Origin of the sequence: Streptomyces sp. NPDC024017, from assembly GCF_040638895.1 — a bacterium.
Lineage (GTDB): Bacteria > Actinomycetota > Actinomycetes > Streptomycetales > Streptomycetaceae > Streptomyces.
On record NZ_JBEZYZ010000011.1, the window covers coordinates 18,342 to 44,205 of the forward strand.

Genomic DNA, 25,864 nt, shown 5'->3' on the forward strand with positions numbered 1-25,864 from the left:
GTGCTCAGTCTCCTTGTGAAGTCGTGCTGTGGTACCCGAGGCCCCGGAGCCGGTCGTGTTCGCTCGTGCCCTGCAGCCGCAGGATCTCCTCGAGCTCGGTGCTGCCCGTGCCCGTGAAGCGGAACCAGCCGTGGCGTGCCGCGAGGTCGCAGCCGCGCAGCTTTTTGGCGTCGTAGGCGGCGAGTCCATACCAGATCTCGCGCACGCCGTGGGCCAGCGCCCAGCGGTTCGTCTCGTGGTACGTCAGGGCGAAGTAGACGCCCTTGGCGTCTTCGTTGAAGCCGGCTGTGCGGCCGTACATGGCGTGACCCGCCCGCAGGTAGAGGACGAACCCGAGTATCTCGCCGTCGCGTTCGGCGCTGATCACCATGCAGCTGTCGCCGACGGTGTCGCGGATGGCGTCGAAGTCCCGCTGGACGCGGACCCGTCCGCCGGGCAGCCCGTACTTGGCGCGCAGCTTGACCTGCAGGTCCACGATCGGGTCCGACAGCGACTCGGGCCCCTCGCGGACCACGGTGGTGAAGCCTGCCTCGGTGTAGTCGCGCAGTTCGTTGATGACGCGGCTGCGCTTGCGGCTCACCAGCCCGGCCAGGTACGTCTCCCAGTCCGGCGCGTCGAGCCGCATGACGGACTCTGCGCCCAGCACCGCCGGGATGTGGCCGCGTGCCCGGGCCGCGGGGCCGAGGACTGCGGCTTGCTCGTCGGTGGCGTACAACAGGGAGCTGCTGCGGCAGCCGAGCAGTTCGGCGGTCTCCTCCAGCAGCCGCGGCAACTCTGCCAGTACCCGCGCCCGGCTGGCCGCGTCACGCCCTTCGGCGTGGACGATGCCGTGGTGTGAGCCGAACACGGCGAGGGCGACCGAGGGGTACTGACCGCGGCGGGCGTCGGCCAGCCGTCCGGCCAGTTCGTCCCAGCGCGCCCGGTGCTGTGTGTCCAGCAGCTCCGGGGCGCCGAAGGCACTGGTGTCGCCGGTCATCTTCGGCGTGTCGTAGAAGAGCAGGCCTCCGCCGTCATGGGTGATGAGCAGGGGCGCCAGGGCGACGAGGTCGCCGTCCTCGCGCACGACGAGGTAGCGCACCTCGTGCAGGTCGGTGTGCTCGGTGAAGCGCCACCAGCGGTCGTCCTCCCAGATCACCGCGGGCGCGGCGAGGGCCGGGAAGGTCGCGGCCGTAGGGCGGACGTCGGGGCTGAGGACCTCGGCGGTCAGGTCGCTCACCGGGTCGCCTCCTCGGGATCTGCCGGCCGGTCGGAGGGCTCCCAGCCGAAGCCGGCCTCCGTCTGCGCGCTGGTCTTGTCGACCAGTGCGAGCAGTTCCTCGGCGTCGTCCGCCGTCACCAGCCATGTCGCGATGAAATCGCCGGACTTGCGGCCCGCGTACCGGGCACCGCCCCAGTCCTCGCCGAGATGAGCGAGGACGGTGAAGTCGAGGGCGCCGTCGGGTGCTTGAGAAGGCAGCCGGACGATCCGCCCGTCGCGCGGCGGCAGACCGAAGTTGGCCACCAGGGGCGCGGCCTCGGCGTGCGCCCGTACCGCGTCCAGGTCCACCGGGAGGCCGCACTCGATCCTGGCCCACAGGTGCCGCGGGTCCAGCCCGAGCACGGCGTGCAGCATGGCGGGGATGGGAGTGCCGCCGACCCGGCCAGCGATCTCGCAGAGTACGACGTCGCCGGTGTCCGTCACGAAGAATTCGGCGTGCACGAACAGCGCGGGCGCCGCGGGCAGCGCCCCCACCAGCCGCCAGGTCTCCCCCACCAGCCGCTCGTACAGCGGATCGAAGGCCGGCAGCGTCCAGCTGCCGTTGCCGGAGTCGGTCCAGTGCGACAGGCAGCCGCCGTCGGTGTACACGGACGGTACGCACACCACGGGCTCCCCCTGGACGTGCAGCGCGTCCACGTGGCACATCCGGCCGGTGACGTACCCCTCGACCTCGTGGTCGCCGCCGGTCACCCGGTCGGCCACCTCCGTGATCTGCGACGGATCGTGCAGCACAGCGACGCCGGTCGAACCAGAACCGCCCCGCGGCTTGACCACGACCGGGCCCGGGTGGGCCGCCATGAAGGCCGCCACGTCCGCCGCGGACGCCACCGCCGCGAAAGGCGGCACCGCCACACCGCCGGCCGCCGCCAGCTCCTTCATTGCCACCTTGTCGCGGTACGCGCGGGCGCTGGCGGGCAGTTGGCCCGGCAGGCCCAGTTCGGCGCGCAGGCGCGCCGCGCGCTCGACGTCGACCTCGGCCAGGGCCAGCACGCGGGTCACGGTGTGGCGGTCCGCCATCCGCCGGGCCGCCGCGAGGACGGACGCGTTGTCGGTGTAATCGGTGACCCGCTCCACGTCGGCGAAGCCGGGTCCGGCGGCCACCTCCTGCGCGGTGACGGCAAGCAGCCGTCCGGACTCCTCGGGCAGCCACTCGGCAAAGGGCAGGCCCGCGTTGCGCGGGCTGATCAGGACGAGGATCACGCCGGCACCCCCGGCCAGGCCACGCCATGCTCGGCCGCGAGTGCCGCGAAGGCCCGCGCGGTGTGCGGGTCCAGCGGAATACCCTTGTGGGTCCGCTCGGCGGCGATGCGCCGCTGTGGATCACCGGGCACCTGCACGGGTTGCTCAGCGTCGGCGCCGGGCCGGGCACCGCGCGTGGTGTCCAGCATGCCGCTGAGCCCAGAGGCGAACTGTGCGCTGCCGACGAAGGCGGCCGGGTCAAGGCACACCACGAGGTGGCCGATGCCCCGGCTGCGGCCGGGGCTGGAGGAACCGATGTGTTCCAGTTCCCAGTCCGCCGGGGAGCCGGTCAGCACCGCGCCCAACAGGGTGGCGACCATTGCGAGGCCCTGCCCCTTGTAGCCGCCCAACGGCGAGAGCGCGTACGCCTGCTCCGGGTCTGTGGCCGGCCTGCCCTCGGTGTCGGTGGCCCAACCGGCGTCTAGCGCCATGGCGTGCTTGCGGCGCTCCTTGATCTCACCGAAGCAGACCTGGCTCGTGGCCATGTCGAGGGCGAACTCGTCGTCTTCGGCGGCCGCGGCGAAGCTCAGCGGGTTCGTGCCGAACAGGGGCTCGGTGCCGGAGAACGGAGCGACCCGGGAGGCCGCGGAGGTAGTGACGATGCCGACCAGGCCCTCCTTGGCGAGGTGGCGGCTGTAGACGGAGGCCGCCCCGAAGTGGTTGGAGTTGCGGACCCCGACCGCGGCTACGCCGTGCGTGCGAGCCCGCTCGGCGGCGGTCCGGGCGGCGGTCAGGCCGGCCACGACCCCCAGTGCACCGCCCGCGTCGAGCATGACGGCGGCTCCGGTGTCCCGGACGGTCCGGATCTCCGGGCGGGCGGTGGCGATCGCGTCCGCCAGTTCGTCCAGGTACTGCGGCAGTAGGCGCAGGCCGTGGGTGTCAATGCCGCGCAGCGAGGTCTCGGTGAGGGCCTGTGCCACGTCCCGGGCGTCGTCGGGGCTGAGCCCCGCCCGGGTCAGGGCCGTCTCGGCGAGGGCTGCGGCGGTGGCAGCCGGGAGCAGCGGGGTGTCCGCGGACGCGGCGATGGTGGCGTTGCCCGCGGCCGTCGTGTTCTGCACGTCGTGCACATCGGTCATGCGGATCGGTTCGCCTTCCAGACCATGAGGGACGACGGGTCGGCGTCGTCCGTGAGGGTGTCGTCGCCCGGGAGGTCGCCGTGACCGCTCCGGCCGGGGGTGTCACCGAGGGGACGGAATCCGGCCGTGCGGCAGGCCTGCCGCAGGCCGGTGTGACCGGTCCGAAGCCAGACCGTGTCCGCTCCTTCGGCGACCGCGCGCGTGATCGCGCCGCGTATCAGCGCGACCAGTTCCTCCGGGCCTGCCGCGTCGGCGGCCGGCTCGTCGGGTCCGTCGAGCTGCCGGACGGTGTCCGAGGGCGCCCGGCCGGGCAGGGGCCGGCGCCGGATTCGCACCGAGGCCAGGGCCGTGCCGTCGCGGTGGGCGGACAACTCCTCACCTTCCCAGCCGACTTGGCCGGCTGTGGTGGGACGGATCGTGAACGCCGGTCCGTGGAAGACGGCCTCGAAGCCTGTGCCGGGTGCCGCGGGCAACGTGATGCCACCCTCGTCGTCGAGGAGGATGCCGACGCCCGTGTCCACCGCGAGGAGCGCGATGCTGTCGGCGTCCAAGTGGTCGACGAAGGGCCCCAGATGGGCCGTGGCCGACACTCCGGCACTGGACTCGGGCATGCAGCCGAGCATCGTGCCGAGCCCGGCCGCCCGCGCCGCCCGCAGCATCCGCAGGGCGGGCGTGATGCCACCGGCTTTCATGAGCTTCAGGTTCACGCCGTGAAACGCTTCGGCGCAGGCTTCGAGGTCCTGCGGTCCCGTGATGCTCTCGTCGGCGTACACCGGGATCGGGGAGATGTCCTTGAGGGCCTTGGCCTCCGTCCACATGTCGCGGGGGAAGGGCTGCTCCAGCAACGTCACGCCGAGTTCGGCCATCGCGCCCAGGGCGGTATGCGTCGCGGCGGGTTCCCATCCGCAGTTGCCGTCGACGAAGAAAGGCGCGTCGGTGTGCTCGCGCAGCGCCTTGAGGATGTGCAGGTCACCGGGAGCGGCCAGCTTGACCTTGTAGGCCGGCCAGGCCGGCCGCTCCAGCAGCTTGCGCACCATCACCGCGGGCTCGTCCAGGCCAATGCTGTAGCTGGAGCGCAGTGCGCCCGGCTCCGCCGCGCCCAGCTGGCGCCACAGCGGTACACCCGCCAGTCGGGCCGCCAGATCGTGTGCGGCCACGTCCAGCGCGGCCAACGCGAACGGGGAGCCGGACAGCAACGGCGCCAGGACCGAGAACGCCCCTTCGGGGTCGTCGGCCGGCAGTTCCCGCAGCGTCGGCGCGGCGCGGCGCAGCGCCGCGTGCAAGGCGTCGAGCGAAGAGTTGTAGCGGTCGGTCATGAAGGCCGAGGCCTCGCCGAATCCGGATTGGCCGCCTGCCGTCAATTCGACGAGCACGCCGGGCTGCACCGGGATCGCCTCGCGGGCGCTGCGCCACACGTCGTGGTCCGTGAGGCGGATCTCGTGGACCTGGAGCCTCATCCCTGCTCACCCGCGTACGTCGGCAGGGTGGTGCCGAAGGACACCGGCTTCAGCTCGTCGTACCACTGAGCGTGCTCGTCGTACGCCGCGAAGAATGGCCGCCCCACCCAGTCCGGACGGCGGGCCTGGAGGAAGCTGAGGACGAACGCCTTCTCCCCGGCCACCTCCGTCGTGCCGTGCAGCATCACCTTGCCCGGGGCGGCAGACATCACGGGTCCGCGAGCGGTTCGGGCCAGACCGGAGACCTGTTGCACGGCCTCGCGGTAGATGTCGAGGGCGCGGGCGAGGGGAATGCCGAAGTAGCTGCTCGCCCCGGTGTCCCGCTCCACGAACATGTAGTAGGGAACGACGCCCAGTTCGACCTGGAGCTGCCACATCCGCGACCAGGCGTCGGGGTCGTCGTTGACGTGCGCGACCAGTGGGGCCTGGGCCCGCACCTCGGCGCCGGTGGCGCGAATGCGGGCGATCGCCTCGCGCACCTGGTTCGTCTCCAGCTCCCGCGGGTGCGAGAAGTGGGCCATGACGGCCACGTGCCGGCCCCGCGCCACGCACTCCTCGAACAGCCGCAGCAGGTCGTCCGCGTCCGGGCCTTCCGTGAACCGGGCCGGCCAGTACGACAGGGCCTTGGTGCCGAACCGGAGGGTGCGCACCGTGGGGGTGGCGGTCAGCAACGGCTCGACCCATCGGCGCACCACCTCGGTCCGCATGATCATGGGGTCGCCGCCGGTGAACAGCACGTCGGTGACCTCGGGGTGACGGGTCAGGTAGCCCGTCAGGTCCGCCGGGTCACGCAGCGCTTGGCGCAGTTCCTCCTGGCTGACGAACTGGGCCCAGCGGAAGCAGTAGCCGCAGTACGAGTGGCAGGTCTGCCCCTGCGAGGGGAAAACCAGCAGCGTCTCGGCGTATTTGTGCTGGAGGCCGTCGAGCCGGCGCCCGTCGAGGGTCGGCACGTTCGACTCGAGCTGGCCGCCTGGATGCGGGTTCAGTTCCAGCTGTGCGGCGGTGGCGGTTGCGCGCAGTTCCGAGCGCGGCGCCCCGTCGTCCAACAACGCCGCCATACGGTCGAAGACCTCTGCGGGCAGCATGTCGCGGTGTGGGAAGGTGAGCCGGAAGATCGGATCGTCGGGTGCCGCCGACCAGTCGATCAGCTCGTCGGCCACGTACTCGTTGACCTTGAACGGCAGGACGCTCGAGACCACGCGCAGATCGCGGACGTACTCGTCCGGCATGCCGCGGTCGCGCGCGAGCTGCGCAAGGCGCTCGTTCGCATAGTGCTTCACGGGTTGGTCTCGATTCCGCTCAGCGCGCCACGTAGGACTTGGACCAGTCGAACTCGACGAGTTCCTGGACGCCCATGCGCTCGATCAGGGTGTGCAGGCCCGTGTAGTCGCGGACCAGCCGGCTGCGGCTCTGCTCAGCCTGGCAGTCGTGCAGCATCGTGTGACCGCCCTCGACACCGACCAGGTCCATGATGCGGTGCCAGGTGGTGTAGTCGGTGGCCACGAAGGCCTCCAGGCCTTCGAAGAGCATGTCGCGGAAGAAGCGCTGCTTCTTCTCGTCGAGCCGGTCGTGGACGACCTCGGCGAGCACGGCGGAGATCGAGGCGTGGCAGTACTCGTCGCGGTTGTGCAGCTTGGCGGTGCTGCTGTTGATCGGTTGGATGTCCGGGTCGTCGGCGAGAAGGTCCAGGTACGCATTGATGGAGATTTCCGACACCGTCGCGAACGCGAGGGTGGTCAGGGACTGCTGCCAGCGCTCGTCCGCGCTGTCGCGCAGGCGCTGGTGCTCGCGCGCAGTGTGGGAGATCGGCAGTTCGTGATCGGGCATCGCCCCGCCGCGCTTGCGCCGGGTGACGGCGCTGGCGTTGAGGTGCATCAGCGTGTGGTACTGCTCGTCGACCATCGCCTGGGCCAGGGAGATGTTGAGCGCCTCGTCCTGGAGTTCGGGGTACTCACCTTCCATGACCAGGGCGAAGGCGGGGTTGGCCACCTTCTGCTCGGCCATGACGGTGTGCCGGTTGTAGGCGATCCAGGCCCAGCTGAGCAACTGGGTCTTCTTCGCGGGGTCCAGCGCCCGGTAGGTGGGGTGATCGTGGAACGGCAGGATCCGCTCGGGGTAGTCGGGGCGGTCGAGCTCGAACAGGTCGTCGAGGTTCGGCTCGTCGCGCTTGACGGTGGCACGCCGGTGCCAGTTGCCGACCAGACGGCTGATGACGGCGCTCTCGATCTGGTCGTCGGGGTCGTGGCGGGGTACGCCCTCGGGCAGTCCCCGGAGCTCTTCCGGCAGCCCGGTGGGGAATTGCTCATCCTGAACCGGCGCGTTCCGGTCGTCAGTCATGCGTGGGCCTCACGTGATCGGTGTCTGTCACGGGTGCATGTGCCACCGGTGACGGGGTGACTGGTGACGGGCGCGCGATTCAGCGCTGGGCGGCGATCCAGTAACGGGTGAGGTGGCGCCGCTTGTCCGTGTAGGCCGAACGGGCGTGCACCATCCGCTGGTTGTCCCACACAAGGACGTGGTTCTCGGGGATGAGCACCGAGACGCGGTGCTCCCGGAAGAAGGCCTCGGCCTGTTCCGCGAGGTGGATGCCGAAGCTGCCGAGCGGCAGTTGCTCCGGATCGACGGACGCGTCGACCGGCGGGTCGTACTGGCCGGTGGTCAGCAGGTTGTAGCTGAAGCGGAGGATCTCCTGACCGCTGTCGGTGACCTCGACGACGGGGCGGCGGACGCCTTCGGTGCCGACTCCCCCGGTGTTGTGGCCGACCCAGTCGACGGTCTGCTCGTAGAGGGCGGCCCGGTCGTGGTTGGGCAGTGAGGCGACGAACTGTCGCATGTCGGCGAGTTCGGTGTGGCCGCTGCCGCAGGTGGCCTGGACCCGGCAGTGCAGCGCCAGGTAGGTGGGCGGCGGGTTCCAGCCCGGCGCTTCTGTATGCACCAGGATCGTGTTGACGCTCTTGGAGTAGCGGCGCTCCTCGAACCCCGGAGCGGCCTGCACCTGGTAGCGCAGCGAGCCGTCGTACTGCGGGACCAGATCACCGAAGACGCCGACGGCGGCGGCCGCCTCCTCGTCCGTCGTGATCCCCTCGAGCAGCGTGTACCCCTGCTCTGCAAGTTCCCGAGTGTGCATATCAAGGGCCGTAGACATGCAGGAATCCCCCATCTTTGATTGAAACGAGTGGGCCGACGAAGTGGTCGAGATCAAGCTGTCGGCGCACCCGGAGTGATCATCTGTGAGCAGTGGGTTGAGCCGCAACGGCTCGCATTGTGAGATGACTCACGGAACCAAATGCCCCGACTTGCTTCTTACAACGGCGCGTTTCCGCAGGTGAACTGGAGCAGAACAGTGCGGTAAGGAAGCCGAGTTGGAATCTGCGCCCCGCGAGAGTCCGTCCGGTTAGCATGCACCGCATGACGAATATCGACATCCGTCCGGCATCACGGGATGACATCCCGGACATCGTGGCCATGCTCGCCGACGACACGCTGGGGGCGACCCGCGAGTCTCCCGAGGACCTGTCTCCCTACCAGTCAGCATATGAGCGTTTGCAAAGAGATCCGAACCAGCTGTTGGTCGTCGCCGAGTCAGACGGCAGAGTCGTCGGCACTCTCCAGCTCACGATCATTCCTGGACTTTCACGCAAGGGTTCGACTCGCTCGATCATCGAGGCCGTGCGCGTGCACAGCTCCCAGCGTGGGCACGGCCTCGGTGCCCGGCTCATCGAGTGGGCGATCGAGGAGTCCGCCCGCCAAGGCTGCCAACTGGTCCAGCTGACCTCGGACTCGGCCCGCACCGACGCCCACCGCTTCTACGAGCGTCTGGGCTTCACTGGTTCGCACGTCGGTTTCAAGCTGCAGCTCTGACTAGCCCTGATGTCGCGCCCAAGGGCCGGGACTGATGAGAGAAGGAGGAATGGAGCCTGGGCTTCAGGCCGCGGCGACCGCCTTGATACGGCTGTCTGCAGCCGCCGCGGTGAGCGCCATACCGCTCAAGCCGCAGACGGCCTGCGCGCCGATCCGCTCGCGGTCGACGATCTTCTGCAGGCCGAGGAAGTCGACGGCGGCGCTGTAGTCCTCGGTGTAGATGTCTGGCGAGGCCACGTCGCGCACCGTGCCGCCGCTCTCCCCGGAGAAGGAGGGGTCGAAGGCAAGGGCGACGTAGCCGCGGCAGGCGAACTCGTTGGCGTAGAGCCCCGAGGACTGTTCCTTGACCGCGCCGAACGGGCCGCTGACCACCAGAGCGGGCAGCTCGCCCCTGGCGTTCTTCGGCACGTAGAGGTCCGCGGCGACCTCGATGCCGTAGTGGTTCTTGAACCGCACCGAGGACCGCTTGACGTTCTTGTCCAGCGCGAAGGTGTAGCCGCCCTTGGCCGTGGCCTTGCCCTGTCCTGTGACGCCTGCGGCGCGGTTGGTTTCCGCACCGAAGGAGGGTAGAGCCGTGAAGGAGGCGGCGCCGGTGGCGGTGATCAGTCCGAGCGCTTTGCGACGTTCCGTCGAGTGGACCTCATATTCGTCGGTGGAGGAAAGCGCGACGGTCGGTGGTGTCGTGACCGAGGCGAGATTCCAGCGAACCGCTTCTGCGCCAGGCGTGACAGGTCGGATTTATGGGGGGGTACAAGCTCGACCCCCACCTCGCGAGGTGTGCGTCGTAGCGTGGAAGGCTGGCACACCGACACCTCCCGGACACCCGCGCTCTCGAACGTGACGGGCGGCAGCCCGTCGGCGGCGCTGTGGCGCCGTTTGGTGTTGCGAGGTCTGCGGCCGGCGCTTCAGTGCTCGAAGACCGCCGTCGCCACCGGCACTGCCAGCAGCAGGCTGAGTCCGACCAGGGGGACGCGGTCCAGCCACAGGATGGCGGCGAATTCGCGCAGTGTCGCGGCCAGCCAGTAGGCGGGGGATGTCGGCGCGCCCACGACGTGCACGGGCACGCCGACGCGGCGGGCCAGCAGGGTCGTGCGGTAGACGTGGAAGCCGCTGGTGACCACCGTGGCACGGTGGCCGGGAGTGGTGCCGTCCACGAGGGCCGCGCTGAAGCGGAGGTTCTGCCCAGTGTTGACGGAGCGGTCCTCCCGCACGATCCGGTCGGCGGGCACTCCGCGTCCGCGCAGATACTCGGCCATCGCGTCCGCCTCGGAGCGGACCTCGTCGTCGCCCTGGCCGCCCGAGACGACGAACACCACACCAGGCGCGTCCGGTGCGCGGGCGGCGTCGATCGCCAGGGCGCGCTCCAGCCTGCGGGTCAGCAGCGGGCCGGGCCCGTCGCCGTTGAGCCCAGCGCCCAAGACCACCACATGGGTGGTTTCCGGCAGGGGGGTGCTACGGCCCCGGACGAATACGTAGCCGGCGAAGACGAGGAAGAGCAGAGTGAGGTATCCCGCGGCCGCGTTCACCGCGACCACGAAGGCACCGAACGCCTCGCCGCCGACCGCGTGGAAGACCGCGTCGAGGCCGAGCACCGCCAGCACCGCGCAGCCGACGGCCCCGGTCGCCAGCAGGGCCGCCTGCGGTCCGTAGCGCCGGACCAGGAGGACGCCGTCGGCCAGCAGCAGCAGGCCCAGCGCGAGCGCCAGGAGGAGGGCGGCGACGGCGAGGACGGTGGCGATGGTCGGGTGGGCTGCCGCACTGCGACCGGCCACGCCGAGTCCGGCAGAGGTCACCGCGAGGCAGAACAGGACAGCGGCGGAGAACCGGTGCGGGGCCAGCAGGGCGTTGACGACGCCGCCCGCGGCGAACACGACCGCGGCGAGGTACTCCGGGTACTCCGGCATGTGCCCCACCGCTCCGCTCTCCCGCCCGCCGGGCCGCTGCCCGTGCCCGCCCGCCTCACGCCGCCCACGGGTTCCCGGACCCGGTACGGACGGCTGTCGGCCATCCTCCCAGACCCGCTGTGGTGCGCCGAACGTGGGCGGGCGGTGGTGCGTTCGGCTGGACCGGCATGGTGCCGGAGACGTCCGTGCGGGATTTGGCGTTGCCGTCACCGTCGCCGGCGTAGGAGTAGGTGACCGTGACGTTGGTGGAGGACACCTTCGTCACACGGTCACGGTTGTCGTAGCCGTAGACCGTCTTGATGCCGCGCATCTCGGCGGACACCGGCCTGGACGGCGAGCGGGTGGTCTGGGAGCGGGACCGGTTGGCGTTCGAGCGGCTTCAGCAGCGCCTCGCCCGGCGCGGTGCCGGTGCCGCCGAAGCGGCGCGCCAGTGGCCGGCACACTACGTGGTCTTCGATCTGCTGCACGCTGATGCGGACCTGATCGACTGGCCGTACGAGCGGCGGCGCGCGGCGCTGGAGGCACTGTTCGCGGACCACGGCTTGGCGGCGCCGATGACGTGTGCCCGTCGACCACCGACCCGACTGTGACGAGAAGGGTGGCCGGCGTGGACGGCGGTCGGGCTGGAATGACGTGCGGCTGGAGGAGGCCCGGCGCCGCCTGCGTCCGCTCGACGACGACAGCCAGAACTGAGCCGATGGAATCTACGGGCCTCCAACGCAACCGCATCCGCAGTCATGGCCCTGGCCCGCAGAGCGGCGGCCAGGCCGGCGACGACATGTTTGGTCTTGTCGACGGGATCCGCCGTTCCCACCTACGAAGTCATCGCGTTGTGGCTCGAGTCATGCGGTCTGGCCGGCAACAACGTTGCTTCCGTGCGCCGGTCAAGTGCTTCCGGCGCCATGGCGTAGCAGCTTGGCTGCGAGCGCGCTCCTGCCTACTCAAGAGACATGCATGGATTCGCCGTCTTCATCATCGTCGTCGCCGTCGTTTGGACGATTTGGGAATACTCTCGGCCCCTTGCTCCCAACGCGTGCCGTACGTGCCGAGGTAGGGGGCGCATGCCGGATTGGAACCGCAATCACATGAAGGGCAAGACGGAGTGCACCTGGGTGAAGTGTCGTAGCTGTCGAGGTTCGGGGAAGGTGTGAGAGAGCTGGTCAGTCGGTTGGAGTTGACCGGTGGCGCGGTTCGGGCACAGCCCTTGATCCACGCGGTACGCAGAATGTCACGGTACGGGCAGACGGTCCGGGGATCGCCGCGGCGTCCGGCCTCCCCCCCCTCCAGCACGGCGCGTGCGATGTCCTCGCGCGTACCCATCTGCTCACCTCCCTCCGGATCTGCCGGTCGGACTCGCTTCCGCGACGCCTACACCGAGGCCGGCGAGCAGATCATCGAAGCCAGGCGCGAGCACCGCGAGCCACCGAAGCGGGAGGAGCCCGAGGAGAAGACGGGCCAACTGGTGGTCCGGAAACGCCCCTTGCCCAGCGGGCAAGGGGCGTTTCGGTGGACTTGAACCGGATACCGGTGTCAGCAGGGGGAGTTGGTCTGCGTGAGCAGGCCCATCCGGTAGGGCATCTTGATGTAGCCGTCGTCGCCGTTGGCCTTGGGGTCGACGCCCTGGTAGACGAATTGGAGCCGGCAGGGGTTGATGGTCAGTGTCTGGTCGTTGCTCGCGCGGATCATCTCTCCGTGGCTGAAGTCCTCGGTCCAGGCGTCGCCGGGGAAGGTGACGTTGAAACGGCCCGCGAACGGGTCGTCGTAAAGGCCGGAGGTCGGCGTCCAGGGCCCGGTGAGGCTGGTGGAGGTGAAGGACCGGAAGTAGCGCCGCCAGCTGGGGTTGGCCGCCTCCTGGATCAGCAGGTACTGGTCGCTGCCGGCCACCTTGTAGACGTTGGTCGCCTCGAACAGGTTCTCCTTGGTGTCGGACAGGATCAGCTGGGTGTCGCCGAAGCCGTTGGGGAAGTTGCCCAACGACGTCTGGGCGCGGTAGATGTGGCCGTTGTCGTCACTGAAGAACAGGTGGCAGTTGGCGCTGTCGCAGATGACCCAGAAGTCGATCCACCCGCCTTCGCCCTTGTTCTGCTTGACGATGTCCGGCTCCTCGGACATGAACGTGCGCGGCGCCGACCACGACCGCGGGTCGGCCGGGTTGGTGCTGGTCGAGTAGGTGGGCCAGGGGGTCTGGTAGATCAGGTACCACAGGTTCTGCGGCGCGAAGTACAACACCTGCGGCGCGGCACGGTAGCCCTCCCCGATCGCCGTGGTGTCCAGGTAGGTGTGCGGCGCCGACGCGGCCTGCGACCAGTCGTCGAACGCGTAGTGCACCAGATTCCACCCGGCAGGGCTGGCCGTGGTGGCGTAGACCTGCCACTGGTTGTTGTACCGGATGACCGAGAAGTCCTTCACCGCCAAGGCTTCGGGGTGCTGGGCGTCGGGCTTCGGGCCGGCCAGCGGACCGCTGGAGGACCACTGGAACCTCGACGGCAGCGAGCCCGTGGTGCCGACGCGGACGAGCTGCCACTGCTGGTTCACGCCGCCCAGGTCCGAGTACTGGACGATGCCGGTCCCGTCGGCGGAGGAGAAGCCCGGTACCTCGACGGCCTTCCCGCTGTTGCGGTTGATCAACCGGACGTATCCGTCCGGTGAGTCCTCCAACCGGAACTGCTGGTTCACGCCCCCGTGGTCGCTCCACTGGTTGATGGCGGCGTTGTCGGCCGGCGACCAGCCGGAGACGTCCAGCAGCTTGCCGGAGTGCCTCGCCTTCAACCGGTAGTAGCCGCCACCGGAGTCCACGAACTGGAACTGCTGGTTGGTCCCGTCGTGCCGTGCCCACTGTGTGATCGCGGCACCGTCCGCGGAGCTCGCGCCCGCCACGTCCAGTGCCTTGCCGCTGTTGCGGTTGACCATGACGTACCAGGCGTTCGTGTCCACAGTGGCCGCTTGCGCCGCCGGCGCTCCGATCGCGACCAGTAAACCGGCCACCAGGGCGGTGACCGTGCCGATCACCGTTGTTCGACTGCCCATGTTCACCATCTTTTCCCATTCGTCGGCCCGAGTGGGCTCAGCGCTGGACGCGCCCGAAATCGTGGCACCGCTTGGTTGCGGTGGTCAGGATGACTGCACTGTGGAGTGCCGGAGATATCGCCCACGCGGTGAACAGCTCGTCCACGCGTCGGCGGACCGCACCCCATCGCGATCACCGTGGATCAGGCGGGTCAGCGCTGCAGGGTGAGCAGGGCCGGCCGGTACGGCAGCTTCACGTAGTCGGTGTTCTCCGGTGTGTTGGTGGGGAGGCCCTGGTAGAGGAACCGCAGGTTGCAGGGATCGATGGTCATGGTCTGGTCGGGGTTGTTGCGGATCAGGTCACCGTGGCTGACGCCCCTGGCCCAGGTGGCACCGCTGTTGGCTGTGCCCGCGAAGGGGCTGCTCTGGCTGCCGGCCTGGACGGTCCACGGACCGTTCAGGCTGGAGGCCGTGAACGAGCGGAAGTAGCGCCCGCTCGCACCCTGCGCCTCAACGATCATGAGGTACTGGTTCTGTCCCTGGACCTTGTAGACCTCCGGCGCCTCGAACAGGTTGTCCCGGGTGTCGCTCATGATCGTCGTGTACGAGGAGCCGAAGCTGCTGGGGAAGTCCCCGAGCGGCATGCTCGCCCGGTAGATCTTGCCGTTGTCCGCGGCGAAGAACAGGTACATGTTCTGGTCGTCGGCGATCATGGTCGGGTCGATCGGGGCGTCCTTCTGGCCCGGCTCGGGGCCCTCGGGGAGGCTGCCGGTGAACAGCGGCTGCGCGGCGGACCAGCCGTTGGGGTCGGTGGGGTCGCTGGACGTGCGGTAGTAGAGCGGCCACTGACTCCACTGGGACACCATCACCCAGATGTTCTTGGTTGAGAGGTAGAACAGTTCGGGCGCCACCGCGGGCTCGTTCATCGCGGTCTGGCCGGCTGTCGCCATGTCCGACCAGTTCGTGAAGGGACTGAACGCCGTCGAGCCCCACGACGTTCCGTTGGAGGTGGTCGCGTAGACCAGGTGCTTGCCGTTGTACGTGGTGGTGGTGAAGTCCTTCAGCGCGACCTGCCCGTTCGCCGGTTGCGCCAGCGGACCTGTCGAGGTCCACCGGTAGGTCGACGGAAGAGCACACGCGTTGCTCGCCCCGGACAGGCCGGTCCACTTCTGGTTGTTGCCGCCGTGGCACGACCAGATCTGCACCCCCGTGCCGTTGGCCGTACCCCAGCTCGAGACGTCCAGGCACAGCCCGGACCGCACGCCGATGACCGTGCCGTCGGGGTTCACCCGCCACTGCTGGTTCTCACTGCCGTTGCACGTCCAGATTTGCACCGGGGTCCCGGACGTGGTGGCGCCGCCCCGGACATCCAAGCACTTGTTGCCGTACACGGTCAGCTGGTTGCTGCCCGTCAACGTCCACTGCTGGTTGGTTCCGCCGTGGCAGTCCCAGATGTGCACGTTCGCGCCGTCGGTCTGGCTGAAGGCCGCCACATCGAGGCAGCGACCGGAAGCAACACCGCGCAAGTCGCTGGTGGTGGCCGCCTGAGCCGGGCCGGCGACGAGCAGCGCCGCTAACGCGGCCAGGGCCGCAACCGCGGCGGCGAGCACCGCGGACGGGCGTCTGAGGCTGAAACTACGTCTGCGCATAAGGACCTCGTCATCCTTGAGCAAGCGGCCTCCGGTCTTCCCCGTCAGAGGCTGTCCGGCTGCCGGCGTGATACGACCCCGACTGTCCGAGATTCCGAACAAGGGTCGAAGTACCGATCAACAGAATGCTAGACATCCCATGAATGACGTCAATGCTTCTCGCAGAATCCGCGGGCAGAAACGTTCGCAGGCTGAAACCCGGCAGCTTCAAGTCCCGTGGTTGTACGAGTCTTTGGCGTGAGGGGCAGGTAGCGGTGCGGGCGCGGGCTTGGTGATCATCACGGACCCCGACCAGGTCGCTCACCTGCGCCTCTGGTTCGGCTTGGTGCCCGACCCTCGCTCGCGGCGGGGCCGGTGGCACTCAATGACGCCGGTCCGGTCGACGTGTGCCTGCGGCGGTCTTCTGCAGTGCGGGGAGCGTCGAGAACTCGCCGAGCGGGGTGCGAGGGCCTCGGTTGGGCCGCTCACGGGCCCTCGCTGTGGGCCCTCACCTCCTCGGGTGGCGGCCTACACCGTCGTCGGCGGCGATCGGGCGTGTGCCTGGGGTTGTTGATGGCGACACCCCGGACCGGGCGGTGACTGCCTACCTCGCCGACCGGCACCACTCCACCGACGAGCACCGCGGGGGGGTTCGACACCGCCTTCATGGAGATGATGATCAAGCATCACGAAGGCGCGGTGGCGATGGCCAAGACGGAGAAGACCGACGGCACCTCCCCCGACGCCAAGAAGATGGCCGAGCCATCATCACCTCGCAGACCGCCGAGATCACCAGGATGAACGACCTCCTCGGCAAGAGCCGACCCACTCCTGCAGTGGGGGTGTCGAGCGCCGACGCGGGCCCGCGCACCCCCATTGCTCGTCACGCTCCACCACTGACGGAATACCCCCTAGGGGTATATCGTTGTGGTGTGGGAATCGAGATCGGGCCACACTGGACGGGAATGGGGATGACGGTCATGGACCACACCGCACACCACACCGGTGCCGCTCACGACCACGCCGCACACCAGGCGAACGGTGACGACGGCAGCCATGGCGGCGCGTCCTGGGCAACGGCGGCGAAGGCAACGCTGCACTGCCTGACCGGATGCGCGATCGGGGAGATCCTCGGCATGGTCATCGGCACCGCCCTGCTGTGGGGCAACGTGCCCACCATGGTCCTGGCGATCACCCTGGCGTTCGTCTTCGGCTACTCCTTCACCCTGTTCGCCCTCCGCAGGGCGGGCCTGAACTTCAGGAGCGCCGTCAAGGTGGCCCTGGCCGCCGACACCGTCTCCATCGCGATCATGGAACTCGTCGACAACGGCGTCATCGCCCTCAGCGGCGCGATGGACGCTCACCTGTCCGACGCCCTCTTCTGGACCGCGCTGCTCGGCGGCTTCGCCGTCGCCTTCGTGATCACGACCCCGGTCAACAAGTGGATGATCGGCCGGGGCAAGGGCCACGCTGTCGTCCACGCCTACCACTGACCTCTCACACTCAAGCGCACGCCGGGTGCACCCTCTGCGGGTGCGCTCGGGCGCGTTTGCGCTGCAGCGCGTCATCTGGCGATGTCCGGCGACCGACCGGCTCGGGAGAGAGGTTCAGCGCGGCAGGAGGTTCTGTTCGCGCCGGTGGCGGCGACCGTAGCGGGTCACGCCGCGCGGCTTGAAGACCGACAGGGCCGCCGCGGTGAGCAGCACCAGCAGGGCGGCGGCCGCGTCGGCGACCAGCTGGACGCGCATCCCTTCCAGCTCACCGCCCGCGAGTGTGGCCCGGGCCGCCGCGTCGGCGAGGTGTCCGACCGGTTGCATGTGCACCAGCAGAAGCAGCGTGGCCAGCACCGTGATCAGCAGTTTCGCGATGACCCAGTAGTGGCGCAGCAGCCCCCAGACGGTTCCCAGCGACTGGAGAACGCCGGTCAGCAGCGCGGCGATGCTGAGGGGAACGATCACGGACCACCCCACCAGCTCCATCGCCACATAGACGCCCTGCACCGTCCGGGGCGAGCTGCTGGACAGCCCGGCGACGGCCAGCGCCAGGAAGGCGGCGACAACCCCCAGCCAGCCGACCGAGGCAGTGACGTGGAGGGTGAGGGTCAGCTTGCGCAGCCGGGGCGGGAACGGTCTCACGGCGTGTGCCCGTGCATCCCGCCGCCGGCCAGGTGCACGATCACGAACACCACGACCAGGACGACCGCGACCGCCGCGGACACCTTCACCCACCGGGGCGCCCCGTCGTCGTCATCGGCATCCGAACGAGGCGGTGAGCCGGCCATGGCGTCCTCCACAAGATTCAATCCGGGAGCGTCACCGCCCCGGCCCCGTACTTGTTTTACGAGACACAGTGTCTCTCTTGCGGCGGAGTGTATCCACCCCGGGACATCCGTATCCTTGGGGGGTGCCCAAGCTGTGGAACGAGACGATCGACGCCCACCGTCACGCCGTGCGCGAGGCCATCCTGGACGCCACCGCCCAGCTGGTAGAGGCGGGCGGCCTGCGGTCGGTGACCATGTCACAGGTCGCCGAGCGGACCGGCATCGGGCGCGCGACGCTCTACAAGTACTTCTCCGACGTCGACGCCGTCCTCCTCGCCTGGCACGAACGCCAGGTCACCGGACACCTCCAGCACCTGGCGGAAGTCCGCGACCGCGGCGGCACAGCCGGCGAACGCCTCGAAGCCGTTCTGCGCTCGTACGCGGCCATAGCCCGGCAACGCCACGGCGGCGAACTCGCCGCCCTTCTCCACCAGGGTGAGCACATCACCCACGCCGAACGGCACCTGACGGGCATCGCGGAAGACCTCATCGCCGAGGGCGCGCAAACAGGCGACGTGCGGGCCGACGTCCCACCCGCCGAGCTCGCGCAATACTGCCTTCACGCCCTGACCGCCGCCGCCGGCCTGACCTCCGAAGCCGCCGTGACCCGCCTCGTCGACGTCACCCTGGGCGGACTGCGGCCAACTCCCTGACCCGTGCAGACGGGTGCGCGGCGCATGCGCAGTTCTCCATGTAGGCGGAGCTGAGGTTCAAGCGGCGCGGTTCCACGAGGTACACCAGGGCCGACGACTGCTTCGGCGGGCACGTTCAGCGGTGCGACGTCGTCCTTGTCGAGCGTCGCCGCCGTACGGTGATCTCCCTGGGCGTGGTGGTCAGGCGGTGAAGGGTGGCGTCTCCTGCGGGGCCAGGTGCGGCCCCGCCCCCGTGTACGGGCGGGTCGGGTCAGGGAGTGGGCGAGGCCTGAGTGAGTGCCATCCAGCCCTCGACCGTCTCCTGGTGGGAACCGGCCGCCGTGCTCGCGGCCACGGCCTCCACATCCCGGTCGGAGCGCGGTGTTCCCGCGCGGGTCAACAGGACGAGCGGCCATGCGGGGCCCGGGCCGGCCGGTTCCGTGTCGAAGGGGAGCCAGTCCCAGGGGCCGTCGAACCGCCAGGCACGTCCGGCGGCGTCGGCGACCTCGTCGCCCGGCTGGAGACAGGCGTACGGCCGCATCAGCAGGTCGAAGGTGAACGGGGTCCCGTCGCCGGGATGAAGGCTGTACCCCGTGCCGTTCAGGTGGCTGTCGTCCGGGAACTCGCGGTAGGTCATGCCGCGGGGCAATACGTTGACGGTCAGCCGGGGGCGGGGCAGCCAGCCCGTCTCGAGGGGCGGGTCGTGGTGGTCGACGGCCGTCACGTGTACCACGGTCGGCGGTATGCCGACCCGGCAGGTGTCACCCTCCGCGAGGTGCTCGGGTGACGGATCGGTCCGGAACAACTCCGGTACCGCCTCGCCGTGTTCGTCGCCGACGCCCAGGCCGACGACGCCGTTCCAGCGCACGGACCAACTGTCGGGGTCGATGTCCCACCACGGCCATCGCACCGAGATGTGCCCCCACTTCACACCCCGCTCGACCCACGTGGGCGTGAAGGGGCAGGCGAGGGACAGCACGTCACCGACCCGGAAGTCCCGCCGGGTGCCCGTCGCGTCCGTCATGGGGCCAGCGTAGACGTGACCCGTGCGGCGCCCGCCGCCCAGTACGAGGTGGGGCCCGGCACGGACTGCTGGGACCGTGCGCAGGTCCTTCCGACGGCTAAGTGCTCCTGTCCGTCGAGGAGGCGATGACCTCCACCCTCGCCCCGCGCTCGGTGAACCACGACTCCAGTGCGGAACCCGCGAGTTCGCGCCCTCCGTCCGGGCCGGTGACGAACGCCGGTCCGAAGACGCTGCCGTGCAGGCCTTGGAGGCTGGTGCGTTCGTCGAGGACCACCTGGAAACTCGTGCGCTCAACCCGGGCACCGCGCAGGTCGGCGCCTTCCAGCCGGGTGCCGCCGAGCAGCGAGGCGCCGGCCAGGCGGGCTCCCGCCAGGCACGCTCCGCGGGCGTCCACCGCCCACAGGTCGGCGCTGCCGAGGTCGGCTCCCGTCAGGTCCGCGTCGCGCAGCACCGTCTCGGTCAGCTCGGCCTTCACCAGGCAGGCCCCGGCCAGCACCGCGCCGGTGAGGTCCGACCAGCCGAGGTTCGCCCGGTACAGGTCCGCCTCCCGCAGCACGACGCCGCGCGCGCTCGACGGGCAGAACAGCGCGAGGCCGAGGTCCGCCCGGGATAGGTCGGCGCCGGACAGGTCCAGGTGCGTCGCGTCCAGGGTGCCGTCCGGTCCGGAGGCGGCCTACCGGGCGAGCACCGCGGCGGCCTCGGCGTCGGCCGGCGCCGCACGGACGTGGCGCCGTGCGCTGCCGGGCGGGCCGGGGGAAGCGTGGTCCGGGGAAGCGTGGTCCGCGTCCGTCATGCCGTGCACTGTACGGAAAACCTCCTGCGCATGGACTTCACTGCCACACTGGAAGAGATGCTGGCCACCCTGATCGCGGGCACCCTGGGGTGCGGGAGACCACTGGTGTACTCGCCGCCCCCTGCCCCGGACACCGAGCGCCGCATGCGCGCCCACCATGCCCGCGCCGCGAAGGCCTTGGACGTACGAGTCGAGCCAGGCAGGGAGTTCTGGGGACGGGCCGGACGTATCCTGGGCGCCCTGGCCCGCACTGCTGCCGGGCAACTGGCGTGGCTGCGGCTGGTGTCCGCGCCGGAGGACAAGGCCTCGGGGAAACTGTGGGACGGCGACCTCGATGCCCAGCACGCCTTCGGCAACCTCGACGTGGTTGGCCAGAGCTGCGACCTCACTGAGGTTTTCTCTATGAAGATCGATTCGAGCGCTGATTGAGGGCGAGTGGGCGCGAGTGATGTCGCCGATGCGGCGGGGGCGCCGTGAGGTCTGACCTGCGGCATGTCCCTTCGCCGGACGCGGGCTGCGCGCGCTGTCGGCGACCGCAATTCCCCGTGGTTCCCTGCCCGATCTGGCGAGGTTGTTCTGATATTCAGCTCTGGGCGGATCGGTCAGCGACGGTCGTACCGGCCGCTTCACGAGACGTGGAGGATCGCTAGCGGAATCGGGCGATCAGGGCTTCCCTTCCCTGCCGAGGGCAGAGCGCAGTTGGTGGTGTGCTTCTCCAGGTCCGCGGCCCTCCTGACCTTCCAGCAGGGCGGCTGCGATGGCGTCCAGCTTGCGCTGGACTGCGCGTTCGGCCCGCAGCTCGGAGTTCTTCAGCAGCGCCACCAGGAGCAGGGTCACTGCCGACATTGCCTCTCCCATGAACAGAAGCCACGTAATCGGCAGACCGATCACGTGCAACGTGACAGCCACGGCAACCAGGAGCAGGCAGATCCCGAAGAACGGTGCTGAGCTGGTGAACCGTGAGGCATTCTCGGCCAGCCTCTCAAATGGCTGACTCCGCGAGCCTCCGCGGTCGGACGGATGCTTGAGAATCATGCCCACTCTCTACAGCGGACTGTGGCATACCCGAGGGTTGCCACACCCGGCCAGGATGAGGACTTCCTCCCTGCGGGTTCGGCGAGGTCCCGTCCTGGTGTGCGGCGAAGGGGTCCTGGTCGACGCGATGGGCGCCGTGACACCGGCCCGTCAGTCGGACATGAGCCTGTGGGGGCCGCTGAGCTCGTGCACCCGCTCCATGTCGTCGCCGAGGGTACGGAGGCGCTCTTTGAAAGCGGGCAACCGTTTCCGCCCCGGCGTCAGGGGCAGGCGCATCGTAGAGCGTCGATGAAGGGACCGACATGAGCACCAGGGAGAAGGCCAAGGCCACGACCGAGCAGGTTGTCGGGAAGGCTGTGAGGAAGCTGGCCCACGCGGTGGGCAAGGACACCACCCCCGCCAAGGGTGCCGCACTGGAGGCACGGGGCAAGGCCCGGGCAACCAAGGAGGGCGCGAAGGGCAGCTTCCGTCACTGACCGCCCCAGGGATGGCGCGAAACGACTTCACATTGATGTCCGTGCCACCGCTGCGCGTCGGGTTCTTCGGTGGCCGCCCGGTGCCTACCACCGTCCGGCCGCCGACCGCCCCGTCGGGCTGACGGGGGTTCTACGTCCTCGGCACCGCCGACCATGCGGCCAATCGAGTCACCGCGACCAGGGCGCCGGCCGCGACGCGCGGCACCGGCGCCTACGCCCTGGACCCTTCCCGCACGCGTCACACGAGGAAAGCGATGTCGAGCGCTTCGTAGGGGCGCGGTCCAGAGAGAGTTCGGCGTCCGCCAAGCCGTGGGGGCGAGCACGGTGTAGGTGTCGCTCACCGGTGCCTCGCCGAAGGCGGCCCTGGGACCAGCACTGGAGCGGGCGCGTTCAGCGGAGGTCGAGGACGGTGTCGGACGTCAGATACAAAGCCACAGCCGCCGCACGCGGAGCGTCGGCACACCGCCTGCTCATATCACCGACCCCGCGGCTCTGAGCAGACTCAGTATCCGAAATCGCCTTCTGCATCGCCAGCGGTGTCATAGACCCGCAATACCTGATCCACCCCGGTCATCTGCAGCACGCGCCGCACCGGCCCGGACACATTCGCCAGCACCACGACAGCCCCGCGCGAATCCGCCTGCCGCCATGCCTGAAGCAGGACGTTCAGCCCGGCTGAGTCGCAGAACGAAACGCCGGACAACTCCAGCACGATCAAGCGCTCAGCCCGCGCCATCAGTTCCATGAACTCCGCGCCGAACGCCGGACCGCTCACGTAGTCCATCTCGCCGCTGACCCTCGCCACCAAGCACCAGCCGGAAGTGCTCACCTCGACCGACGGATGGCCCACAACGCCCTCCCCATCGTCTCCCCGGGAGACCGCGGCACCAGCACACGAAGCACCGCCCGAGTGCCCCGCCCCGGACGCCCTACTCCGCCCTTCACTCCCCCGGGCCACACACGCCCTGGCTACGTCCAACACGGGCGACGCGTGCACCGTCCCGGCCCTGTTTCCCCGTTCAGGGCGGGCCGGGCCTTTTACGGTTCGGGCGGTGACCGGCGGTCTCGGGGGGCTCGGGGGTCTCAAGGCTTCCGGGGCCGTGGGTCACTACACGGCATGCAGCAACCACAGCGTCAAGCCCACCATGCGGGGCAAGCGCAGCGGCGACGCGCGGGCCGCACGGCACGCGAAACAGGCTCTGCCGGGCAGTTGCTCCTCAGGACGCCGCTGTTCACCGTGCAGGGCGTTGAGCACCACCAGGCATCCGGTCAAGGCCGGCATCGCCCACTGCGTGTGAGGCGTCGGTGAGGTCGGCGCCGGTGGCCGCGTACCGCTGGGAGTGGCTGGTGCCGTGCCAGTCCAGGCACATGACGGTCGCGTCGTCCTGCAGGTGGCCGTCGTTGGCGTCGACGATCGCGGCGATGAGGGTGCGGGCGGCCTCGCGGGGGTGCAGCGCGCGGGTGCGCGCGATCAGGTCGGACAGATCGACGCTGTTGGCGTTGCCCTCCAACATGCCGTCGGTCAGCATCACCAGCCGGTCGCCCGGCCGCAGGTCCAACGACTGGACCCGGTAGGTGTGAGGGGCAGAGAAACCGAACGGCATGTCGATCTTCGGAGTGATCTCCCGCACCTGGCCGTCGCGCATCCGCAGCGGCCAGGGGTGCCCGGCGTTGATGAACTCGGTCTTGCCGTCGATCAGGCTGATGCGCAGGAGCTGGCCGGTGACGTAGCCCTTGTGGCCGTGCTCGCACATGGCCTGGTCGGCCTGGCGGGCCTGCTCGGCGAGGTCGCCACCGGCCCGCCGTGCCCGGCGCAGGGCGCCCACCGCAAGCGTGGCCAGCAACGCGGCCTCGACATCATGCCTCATGGCATCGGTGACGGAAAGCTGGACCGTGTCCCGGTCGATCACATAGTCGAAGGTGTCACCCCCGACGTGGTCGGCCGGCTCCAGCGCCCCGGCCACCGCGAACTGCGCGGCCTCGCACGCAAGCGACGCCGGTAGCAGCCGGTGCTGGATCTCCGCGGCCAGGCTCAGCGGGCTGGTGCGCCGACCCCACTGATAGACGTCGGTGTAGGAGCGGTTGGCGATGACGAGGTACGCCAGCGCGTGCGCGGTCTCGCCGATCTCCCGCATCGCCTCCGCGTCCGGCGCCGCGGGCAGGAACAGTTCGAGGAGGCCGATGGCATCCCCGCGGTTGGTCACCGGGGCGACGATCCGCACCAGCGTGCCCTCGCCCTTGTCCTCCGTGCCCGGCCGCTGGGTGCGGATCACGTCGTCGTACAGGGTGCCCCGCAGTGCGATGCGCCGGGCGGGTTCATCGGTATCGACGCTGCCCGCCGCCCCCAGCCGTACGACCGAGCTGCCGGTGAAGTCGGTGATCAGGAACGACACCGACACGGCCCCCAGGCGCTCCTTGAGCATGCGCGCGACCACGTCGAGCGACTCCACAGGCGCTGCGGCCTCCGCCGCCTCCAACGTCCCCGCCAGAGTCATCGCCCGGCTCCGACCACTCCCGTCCCCGTGAGCACGAGGGCCCCGCTCGCCGTCCGGCCCTCTCACAGTCACAGCGACTCCTTCGTTGCTCGATGATGCTCAGGGCTTCGCCCCGAAAGTCGCGGAAGACCTGTGCCGAGCCCGGTACCGGACAGGTCACTCGCATCACCGGACCCGACTTCTGCCCGCTGGCAGCACCTTCATGTGGCTGCGAGGAGAATGGCTGTGTAGTGCGCGGTGAAGGCGGCGATGGTCAGGGCGTGGAAGACCTCGTGGAAGCCGAACCAGGCCGGTGAGGGGTCGGGGCGCTTGAGTGCGTAGACGACGGCGCCCGCGGTGTAGAGCAGACCGCCGACGACGACGAGTACGACAACCGCGACGCCGCCAGCGCGCGCGAAGTCGGGCAGATTGAAGACGGCCACCCAGCCCAGCGCGAGGTAGCACGGCGTGTACAACCAGCGGGGAGCCCCGATCCACAGGATGCGGAAGGCGATGCCGGCCAGGGCGCCCGCCCATACAGCCGCCAGGAGCACCCGCTGCCGGCCCGCGGGCAGCAGCAGTACAGCCAGCGGGGTGTAGGTGCCGGCGATGATCAGGAAGATGTTCGCGTGGTCCAGCCGCCGCAGGACCGCCTCGCCGCGCGGGCCCCACGTTCCGCGGTGGTAGACGGCGCTGGTACCGAACAGCAGGCAGGCCGACACCGCGTACACCGAGCACGCCGCCACCGCCGCAACCGAGCGCGAAACGGCAATCAGTACGATCCCGCCGACCAGCGCCAGGGGGAAAACGCCGGCGTGCAGCCAGCCGCGCATCCTCGGCTTCAGCGCAGCCGCCGCGCGCTGCACCCCGTCTTCCAGGCCGGCGGCTATCTGCCCGCCGGCCAGCCGGCCGGTTGCGCCGGCAGGCGCATCTGCCGCCGGGGTGCGTAGGGCGTCGGGCGTCTGGGGCTCCCGTCCGCGTGCCGGCGGCTGAGGGTCTTCGGCGATCATGCGCTCATATTCTGAATCGGCAGAGGAATTGCGGTCCGGCGCGTCGCCGTGGAGTGCGGATCAGACGCCGGCCGTGTGTCGCGCTGCGGCGCGGCGGTATTCGGCGTTGAGGCGCCGGGCTTCCTCGAGCTGGTCCTCGAGGATGATGATGCGGCAGGCGGCCTCGATGGGGGTGCCCTGGTCGACGAGTTCGCGGGCGCGGGCGGCGATGCGTAGCTGGTAGCGGGAGTAGCGGCGGTGTCCACCTGCGGAGCGCAGCGGCGTGATGAGGCGGGCGTCGCCGATGGCACGGAGGAAGCCCTGGGTGGTGCCGAGCAGCTCGGCGGCCCGTCCCATGGTGTAGGCGGGGTAGTCATCGTCGTCGAGACGGCCATACGAATCGTCTGCTGTCATTGCACCTCTCTGTGGAACGCGTGGAGGGCCCTGGCGCCGTACGGCGCCAGGGCCCGAAGGAACTGCTACACCATCTGCCGGCCCTACTGCTGCGCCGGCCTTCTGTCACCGCACACCCGACCGGAATGCTGCCGGGGATGCTGGGATCGCGGTTGCTCGACCGGAGACCACCTCACTATCGATGTCCTGCGGTACCCGGACTCGAAAAGCCGCCCGGGCGATCCTGATGGCGTCCACTTCCTCCGTTCATTCCCTCATTGCTGATACTGCTCTACTGCG

Annotated in this window: 28 protein-coding genes and 2 pseudogenes; 7 read left to right on the top strand and 23 right to left on the bottom strand. The window is 69.6% G+C overall.

Annotation, left to right across the window (positions count from 1 at the left end; translation table 11 throughout):
- Positions 1-4 precede the first annotated feature (4 nt).
- The 7 genes from AB0G20_RS27715 to AB0G20_RS27745 all read right to left on the bottom strand — a co-directional run bounded on the left by AB0G20_RS27715 (position 5) and on the right by AB0G20_RS27745 (position 8,156).
- Positions 5-1,216, bottom strand: coding sequence for a GNAT family N-acetyltransferase (locus AB0G20_RS27715; protein WP_361306920.1), 1,212 nt, complete (start codon positions 1,214-1,216; stop codon positions 5-7).
- Positions 1,213-2,457, bottom strand: coding sequence for a hypothetical protein (locus AB0G20_RS27720; RefSeq protein ID WP_361306922.1), 1,245 nt, complete (start codon positions 2,455-2,457; stop codon positions 1,213-1,215). The genes AB0G20_RS27715 and AB0G20_RS27720 overlap by 4 nt, the downstream gene beginning before the upstream one ends.
- Positions 2,454-3,572 carry an Ldh family oxidoreductase gene (locus AB0G20_RS27725; RefSeq protein WP_361306924.1) on the bottom strand — a complete coding sequence of 373 codons (1,119 nt, stop codon included), beginning with the start codon at positions 3,570-3,572 and terminating at the stop codon, positions 2,454-2,456. Before AB0G20_RS27725 ends, AB0G20_RS27720 begins: the two co-directional genes overlap by 4 nt.
- Positions 3,569-5,029: a dipeptide epimerase gene (locus AB0G20_RS27730; RefSeq protein ID WP_361306926.1), complete on the bottom strand. Its 1,461-nt coding sequence runs from the start codon at positions 5,027-5,029 to the stop codon at positions 3,569-3,571. Before AB0G20_RS27730 ends, AB0G20_RS27725 begins: the two co-directional genes overlap by 4 nt.
- Complete coding sequence (locus tag AB0G20_RS27735; protein ID WP_361306928.1) at positions 5,026-6,309, bottom strand: lysine 2,3-aminomutase; 1,284 nt, start codon at positions 6,307-6,309, stop codon at positions 5,026-5,028. Before AB0G20_RS27735 ends, AB0G20_RS27730 begins: the two co-directional genes overlap by 4 nt.
- A 19-nt stretch (positions 6,310-6,328) precedes the next feature.
- Positions 6,329-7,366, bottom strand: coding sequence for a diiron oxygenase (locus AB0G20_RS27740; protein ID WP_361306929.1), 1,038 nt, complete (start codon positions 7,364-7,366; stop codon positions 6,329-6,331).
- Positions 7,367-7,445: 79 nt separating this feature from the next.
- Positions 7,446-8,156 (bottom strand): TauD/TfdA family dioxygenase, encoded by a 711-nt coding sequence (locus AB0G20_RS27745; RefSeq protein ID WP_361306931.1) that lies wholly within the window; start codon positions 8,154-8,156, stop codon positions 7,446-7,448.
- Between the two features lie 281 nt (positions 8,157-8,437).
- On the opposite strand from AB0G20_RS27745, the gene AB0G20_RS27750 reads away from it, so the two are divergent.
- Positions 8,438-8,890, top strand: a complete 453-nt coding sequence (locus AB0G20_RS27750) for a GNAT family N-acetyltransferase (RefSeq protein ID WP_361306933.1) — start codon at positions 8,438-8,440, stop codon at positions 8,888-8,890.
- Positions 8,891-8,953: 63 nt separating this feature from the next.
- Here the strand turns inward: AB0G20_RS27750 and AB0G20_RS27755 are convergent, their stop codons facing one another.
- From AB0G20_RS27755 to AB0G20_RS27765, 3 genes are all read right to left on the bottom strand, one after another.
- A complete protein-coding gene (locus AB0G20_RS27755) occupies positions 8,954-9,346 on the bottom strand; it encodes an alpha/beta hydrolase (RefSeq protein WP_361306935.1) in 393 nt (130 codons plus the stop codon).
- 449 nt (positions 9,347-9,795) lie between these two features.
- Entirely contained in the window at positions 9,796-10,794 is a 999-nt protein-coding gene (locus tag AB0G20_RS27760; protein WP_361306937.1) for a YdcF family protein, read from the bottom strand.
- A 55-nt stretch (positions 10,795-10,849) separates the two neighbouring features.
- A complete protein-coding gene (locus AB0G20_RS27765) occupies positions 10,850-11,104 on the bottom strand; it encodes a hypothetical protein (RefSeq protein WP_361306939.1) in 255 nt (84 codons plus the stop codon).
- On the opposite strand from AB0G20_RS27765, the gene AB0G20_RS27770 reads away from it, so the two are divergent.
- On the top strand, positions 11,094-11,384 hold the full coding sequence (locus tag AB0G20_RS27770; protein ID WP_361306941.1) for a hypothetical protein: 291 nt from the start codon (positions 11,094-11,096) through the stop codon (positions 11,382-11,384). The genes AB0G20_RS27765 and AB0G20_RS27770 overlap by 11 nt on opposite strands.
- Positions 11,385-11,766: 382 nt before the next feature.
- On the opposite strand, the gene AB0G20_RS27775 is transcribed toward AB0G20_RS27770, so the two are convergent.
- From AB0G20_RS27775 to AB0G20_RS27785, 3 genes are all read right to left on the bottom strand, one after another.
- Positions 11,767-12,114 carry an Rmf/CrpP fold protein gene (locus AB0G20_RS27775; RefSeq protein ID WP_361306943.1) on the bottom strand — a complete coding sequence of 116 codons (348 nt, stop codon included), beginning with the start codon at positions 12,112-12,114 and terminating at the stop codon, positions 11,767-11,769.
- Positions 12,115-12,324: 210 nt separating this feature from the next.
- On the bottom strand, positions 12,325-13,821 hold the full coding sequence (locus AB0G20_RS27780; RefSeq protein WP_361306945.1) for a non-reducing end alpha-L-arabinofuranosidase family hydrolase: 1,497 nt from the start codon (positions 13,819-13,821) through the stop codon (positions 12,325-12,327).
- Positions 13,822-14,012: 191 nt separating this feature from the next.
- Positions 14,013-15,449, bottom strand: a complete 1,437-nt coding sequence (locus AB0G20_RS27785) for a non-reducing end alpha-L-arabinofuranosidase family hydrolase (protein ID WP_361306947.1) — start codon at positions 15,447-15,449, stop codon at positions 14,013-14,015.
- A gap of 630 nt (positions 15,450-16,079) precedes the next feature.
- On the opposite strand from AB0G20_RS27785, the pseudogene AB0G20_RS27790 reads away from it, so the two are divergent.
- Positions 16,080-16,246, top strand: a pseudogene (locus AB0G20_RS27790) (DUF305 domain-containing protein); the annotation flags it as partial.
- A gap of 162 nt (positions 16,247-16,408) precedes the next feature.
- The gene (locus AB0G20_RS27795; protein ID WP_361307444.1) at positions 16,409-16,921 is read left to right on the top strand and encodes a DUF4396 domain-containing protein; all 513 of its coding nucleotides are present in this window, start codon (positions 16,409-16,411) and stop codon (positions 16,919-16,921) included.
- Positions 16,922-17,035: 114 nt separating this feature from the next.
- On the opposite strand, the gene AB0G20_RS27800 is transcribed toward AB0G20_RS27795, so the two are convergent.
- Together AB0G20_RS27800 and AB0G20_RS27805 are read right to left on the bottom strand one after the other, a co-directional pair.
- Positions 17,036-17,563 (bottom strand): hypothetical protein, encoded by a 528-nt coding sequence (locus AB0G20_RS27800; protein WP_361306949.1) that lies wholly within the window; start codon positions 17,561-17,563, stop codon positions 17,036-17,038.
- Positions 17,560-17,730 (bottom strand): hypothetical protein, encoded by a 171-nt coding sequence (locus AB0G20_RS27805; RefSeq protein ID WP_361306951.1) that lies wholly within the window; start codon positions 17,728-17,730, stop codon positions 17,560-17,562. Before AB0G20_RS27805 ends, AB0G20_RS27800 begins: the two co-directional genes overlap by 4 nt.
- 101 nt (positions 17,731-17,831) lie before the next feature.
- Here AB0G20_RS27805 and AB0G20_RS27810 point away from each other — a divergent pair, with 101 nt between their 5' ends.
- Positions 17,832-18,401 (top strand): TetR/AcrR family transcriptional regulator, encoded by a 570-nt coding sequence (locus AB0G20_RS27810; protein ID WP_361306953.1) that lies wholly within the window; start codon positions 17,832-17,834, stop codon positions 18,399-18,401.
- Between the two features lie 250 nt (positions 18,402-18,651).
- On the opposite strand, the gene AB0G20_RS27815 is transcribed toward AB0G20_RS27810, so the two are convergent.
- Positions 18,652-19,404: a hypothetical protein gene (locus AB0G20_RS27815; RefSeq protein WP_361306955.1), complete on the bottom strand. Its 753-nt coding sequence runs from the start codon at positions 19,402-19,404 to the stop codon at positions 18,652-18,654.
- Positions 19,405-19,501: 97 nt separating this feature from the next.
- Positions 19,502-20,053 carry a pentapeptide repeat-containing protein gene (locus tag AB0G20_RS27820; protein ID WP_361307446.1) on the bottom strand — a complete coding sequence of 184 codons (552 nt, stop codon included), beginning with the start codon at positions 20,051-20,053 and terminating at the stop codon, positions 19,502-19,504.
- Positions 20,054-20,227: 174 nt separating this feature from the next.
- On the opposite strand from AB0G20_RS27820, the gene AB0G20_RS27825 reads away from it, so the two are divergent.
- Positions 20,228-20,626 carry a hypothetical protein gene (locus AB0G20_RS27825; RefSeq protein WP_361306957.1) on the top strand — a complete coding sequence of 133 codons (399 nt, stop codon included), beginning with the start codon at positions 20,228-20,230 and terminating at the stop codon, positions 20,624-20,626.
- Positions 20,627-20,860: 234 nt separating this feature from the next.
- On the opposite strand, the gene AB0G20_RS27830 is transcribed toward AB0G20_RS27825, so the two are convergent.
- Positions 20,861-21,232: a low affinity iron permease family protein gene (locus AB0G20_RS27830; protein ID WP_361306959.1), complete on the bottom strand. Its 372-nt coding sequence runs from the start codon at positions 21,230-21,232 to the stop codon at positions 20,861-20,863.
- 302 nt (positions 21,233-21,534) lie between these two features.
- Here AB0G20_RS27830 and AB0G20_RS27835 point away from each other — a divergent pair, with 302 nt between their 5' ends.
- A complete protein-coding gene (locus AB0G20_RS27835) occupies positions 21,535-21,708 on the top strand; it encodes a hypothetical protein (RefSeq protein ID WP_361306961.1) in 174 nt (57 codons plus the stop codon).
- A 502-nt stretch (positions 21,709-22,210) separates the two neighbouring features.
- On the opposite strand, the gene AB0G20_RS27840 is transcribed toward AB0G20_RS27835, so the two are convergent.
- From AB0G20_RS27840 to AB0G20_RS27860, 5 genes and pseudogenes are all read right to left on the bottom strand, one after another.
- Positions 22,211-22,705 (bottom strand): STAS domain-containing protein, encoded by a 495-nt coding sequence (locus tag AB0G20_RS27840; RefSeq protein ID WP_361306963.1) that lies wholly within the window; start codon positions 22,703-22,705, stop codon positions 22,211-22,213.
- A 111-nt stretch (positions 22,706-22,816) separates the two neighbouring features.
- Positions 22,817-22,999 (bottom strand): annotated as a pseudogene (locus AB0G20_RS27845) (hypothetical protein); the annotation flags it as partial.
- Positions 22,941-24,203 carry a PP2C family protein-serine/threonine phosphatase gene (locus tag AB0G20_RS27850; RefSeq protein ID WP_361306965.1) on the bottom strand — a complete coding sequence of 421 codons (1,263 nt, stop codon included), beginning with the start codon at positions 24,201-24,203 and terminating at the stop codon, positions 22,941-22,943. The gene AB0G20_RS27850 and the pseudogene AB0G20_RS27845, both read right to left, overlap by 59 nt.
- 200 nt (positions 24,204-24,403) lie before the next feature.
- Positions 24,404-25,192, bottom strand: a complete 789-nt coding sequence (locus tag AB0G20_RS27855; RefSeq protein WP_361306967.1) for a hemolysin III family protein — start codon at positions 25,190-25,192, stop codon at positions 24,404-24,406.
- Between the two features lie 60 nt (positions 25,193-25,252).
- Entirely contained in the window at positions 25,253-25,585 is a 333-nt protein-coding gene (locus tag AB0G20_RS27860; protein WP_306920941.1) for a MerR family transcriptional regulator, read from the bottom strand.
- Between the last annotated feature and the right edge of the window lie 279 nt (positions 25,586-25,864).

What these genes read in the sequence shown, in the direction of transcription:
- AB0G20_RS27830 (WP_361306959.1), bottom strand. Translation starts at nt 21,232, where the DNA reads ATGATTCTCAAGCATCCGTCCGACCGCGGAGGCTCGCGGAGTCAGCCA.
- AB0G20_RS27780 (WP_361306945.1), bottom strand. Translation starts at nt 13,821, where the DNA reads ATGGGCAGTCGAACAACGGTGATCGGCACGGTCACCGCCCTGGTGGCC.
- AB0G20_RS27860 (WP_306920941.1), bottom strand. Translation starts at nt 25,585, where the DNA reads ATGACAGCAGACGATTCGTATGGCCGTCTCGACGACGATGACTACCCC.
- AB0G20_RS27815 (WP_361306955.1), bottom strand. Translation starts at nt 19,404, where the DNA reads ATGACGGACGCGACGGGCACCCGGCGGGACTTCCGGGTCGGTGACGTG.
- AB0G20_RS27855 (WP_361306967.1), bottom strand. Translation starts at nt 25,192, where the DNA reads ATGATCGCCGAAGACCCTCAGCCGCCGGCACGCGGACGGGAGCCCCAG.
- AB0G20_RS27760 (WP_361306937.1), bottom strand. Translation starts at nt 10,794, where the DNA reads ATGCCGGAGTACCCGGAGTACCTCGCCGCGGTCGTGTTCGCCGCGGGC.
- AB0G20_RS27745 (WP_361306931.1), bottom strand. Translation starts at nt 8,156, where the DNA reads ATGCACACTCGGGAACTTGCAGAGCAGGGGTACACGCTGCTCGAGGGG.
- AB0G20_RS27750 (WP_361306933.1), top strand. Translation starts at nt 8,438, where the DNA reads ATGACGAATATCGACATCCGTCCGGCATCACGGGATGACATCCCGGAC.
- AB0G20_RS27770 (WP_361306941.1), top strand. Translation starts at nt 11,094, where the DNA reads ATGCCGCGCATCTCGGCGGACACCGGCCTGGACGGCGAGCGGGTGGTC.
- AB0G20_RS27775 (WP_361306943.1), bottom strand. Translation starts at nt 12,114, where the DNA reads ATGGGTACGCGCGAGGACATCGCACGCGCCGTGCTGGAGGGGGGGGAG.
- AB0G20_RS27825 (WP_361306957.1), top strand. Translation starts at nt 20,228, where the DNA reads ATGGACTTCACTGCCACACTGGAAGAGATGCTGGCCACCCTGATCGCG.
- AB0G20_RS27835 (WP_361306961.1), top strand. Translation starts at nt 21,535, where the DNA reads ATGAGCACCAGGGAGAAGGCCAAGGCCACGACCGAGCAGGTTGTCGGG.
- AB0G20_RS27850 (WP_361306965.1), bottom strand. Translation starts at nt 24,203, where the DNA reads ATGACTCTGGCGGGGACGTTGGAGGCGGCGGAGGCCGCAGCGCCTGTG.
- AB0G20_RS27765 (WP_361306939.1), bottom strand. Translation starts at nt 11,104, where the DNA reads ATGCGCGGCATCAAGACGGTCTACGGCTACGACAACCGTGACCGTGTG.
- AB0G20_RS27785 (WP_361306947.1), bottom strand. Translation starts at nt 15,449, where the DNA reads ATGCGCAGACGTAGTTTCAGCCTCAGACGCCCGTCCGCGGTGCTCGCC.
- AB0G20_RS27740 (WP_361306929.1), bottom strand. Translation starts at nt 7,366, where the DNA reads ATGACTGACGACCGGAACGCGCCGGTTCAGGATGAGCAATTCCCCACC.
- AB0G20_RS27725 (WP_361306924.1), bottom strand. Translation starts at nt 3,572, where the DNA reads ATGACCGATGTGCACGACGTGCAGAACACGACGGCCGCGGGCAACGCC.
- AB0G20_RS27730 (WP_361306926.1), bottom strand. Translation starts at nt 5,029, where the DNA reads ATGAGGCTCCAGGTCCACGAGATCCGCCTCACGGACCACGACGTGTGG.
- AB0G20_RS27795 (WP_361307444.1), top strand. Translation starts at nt 16,409, where the DNA reads ATGGACCACACCGCACACCACACCGGTGCCGCTCACGACCACGCCGCA.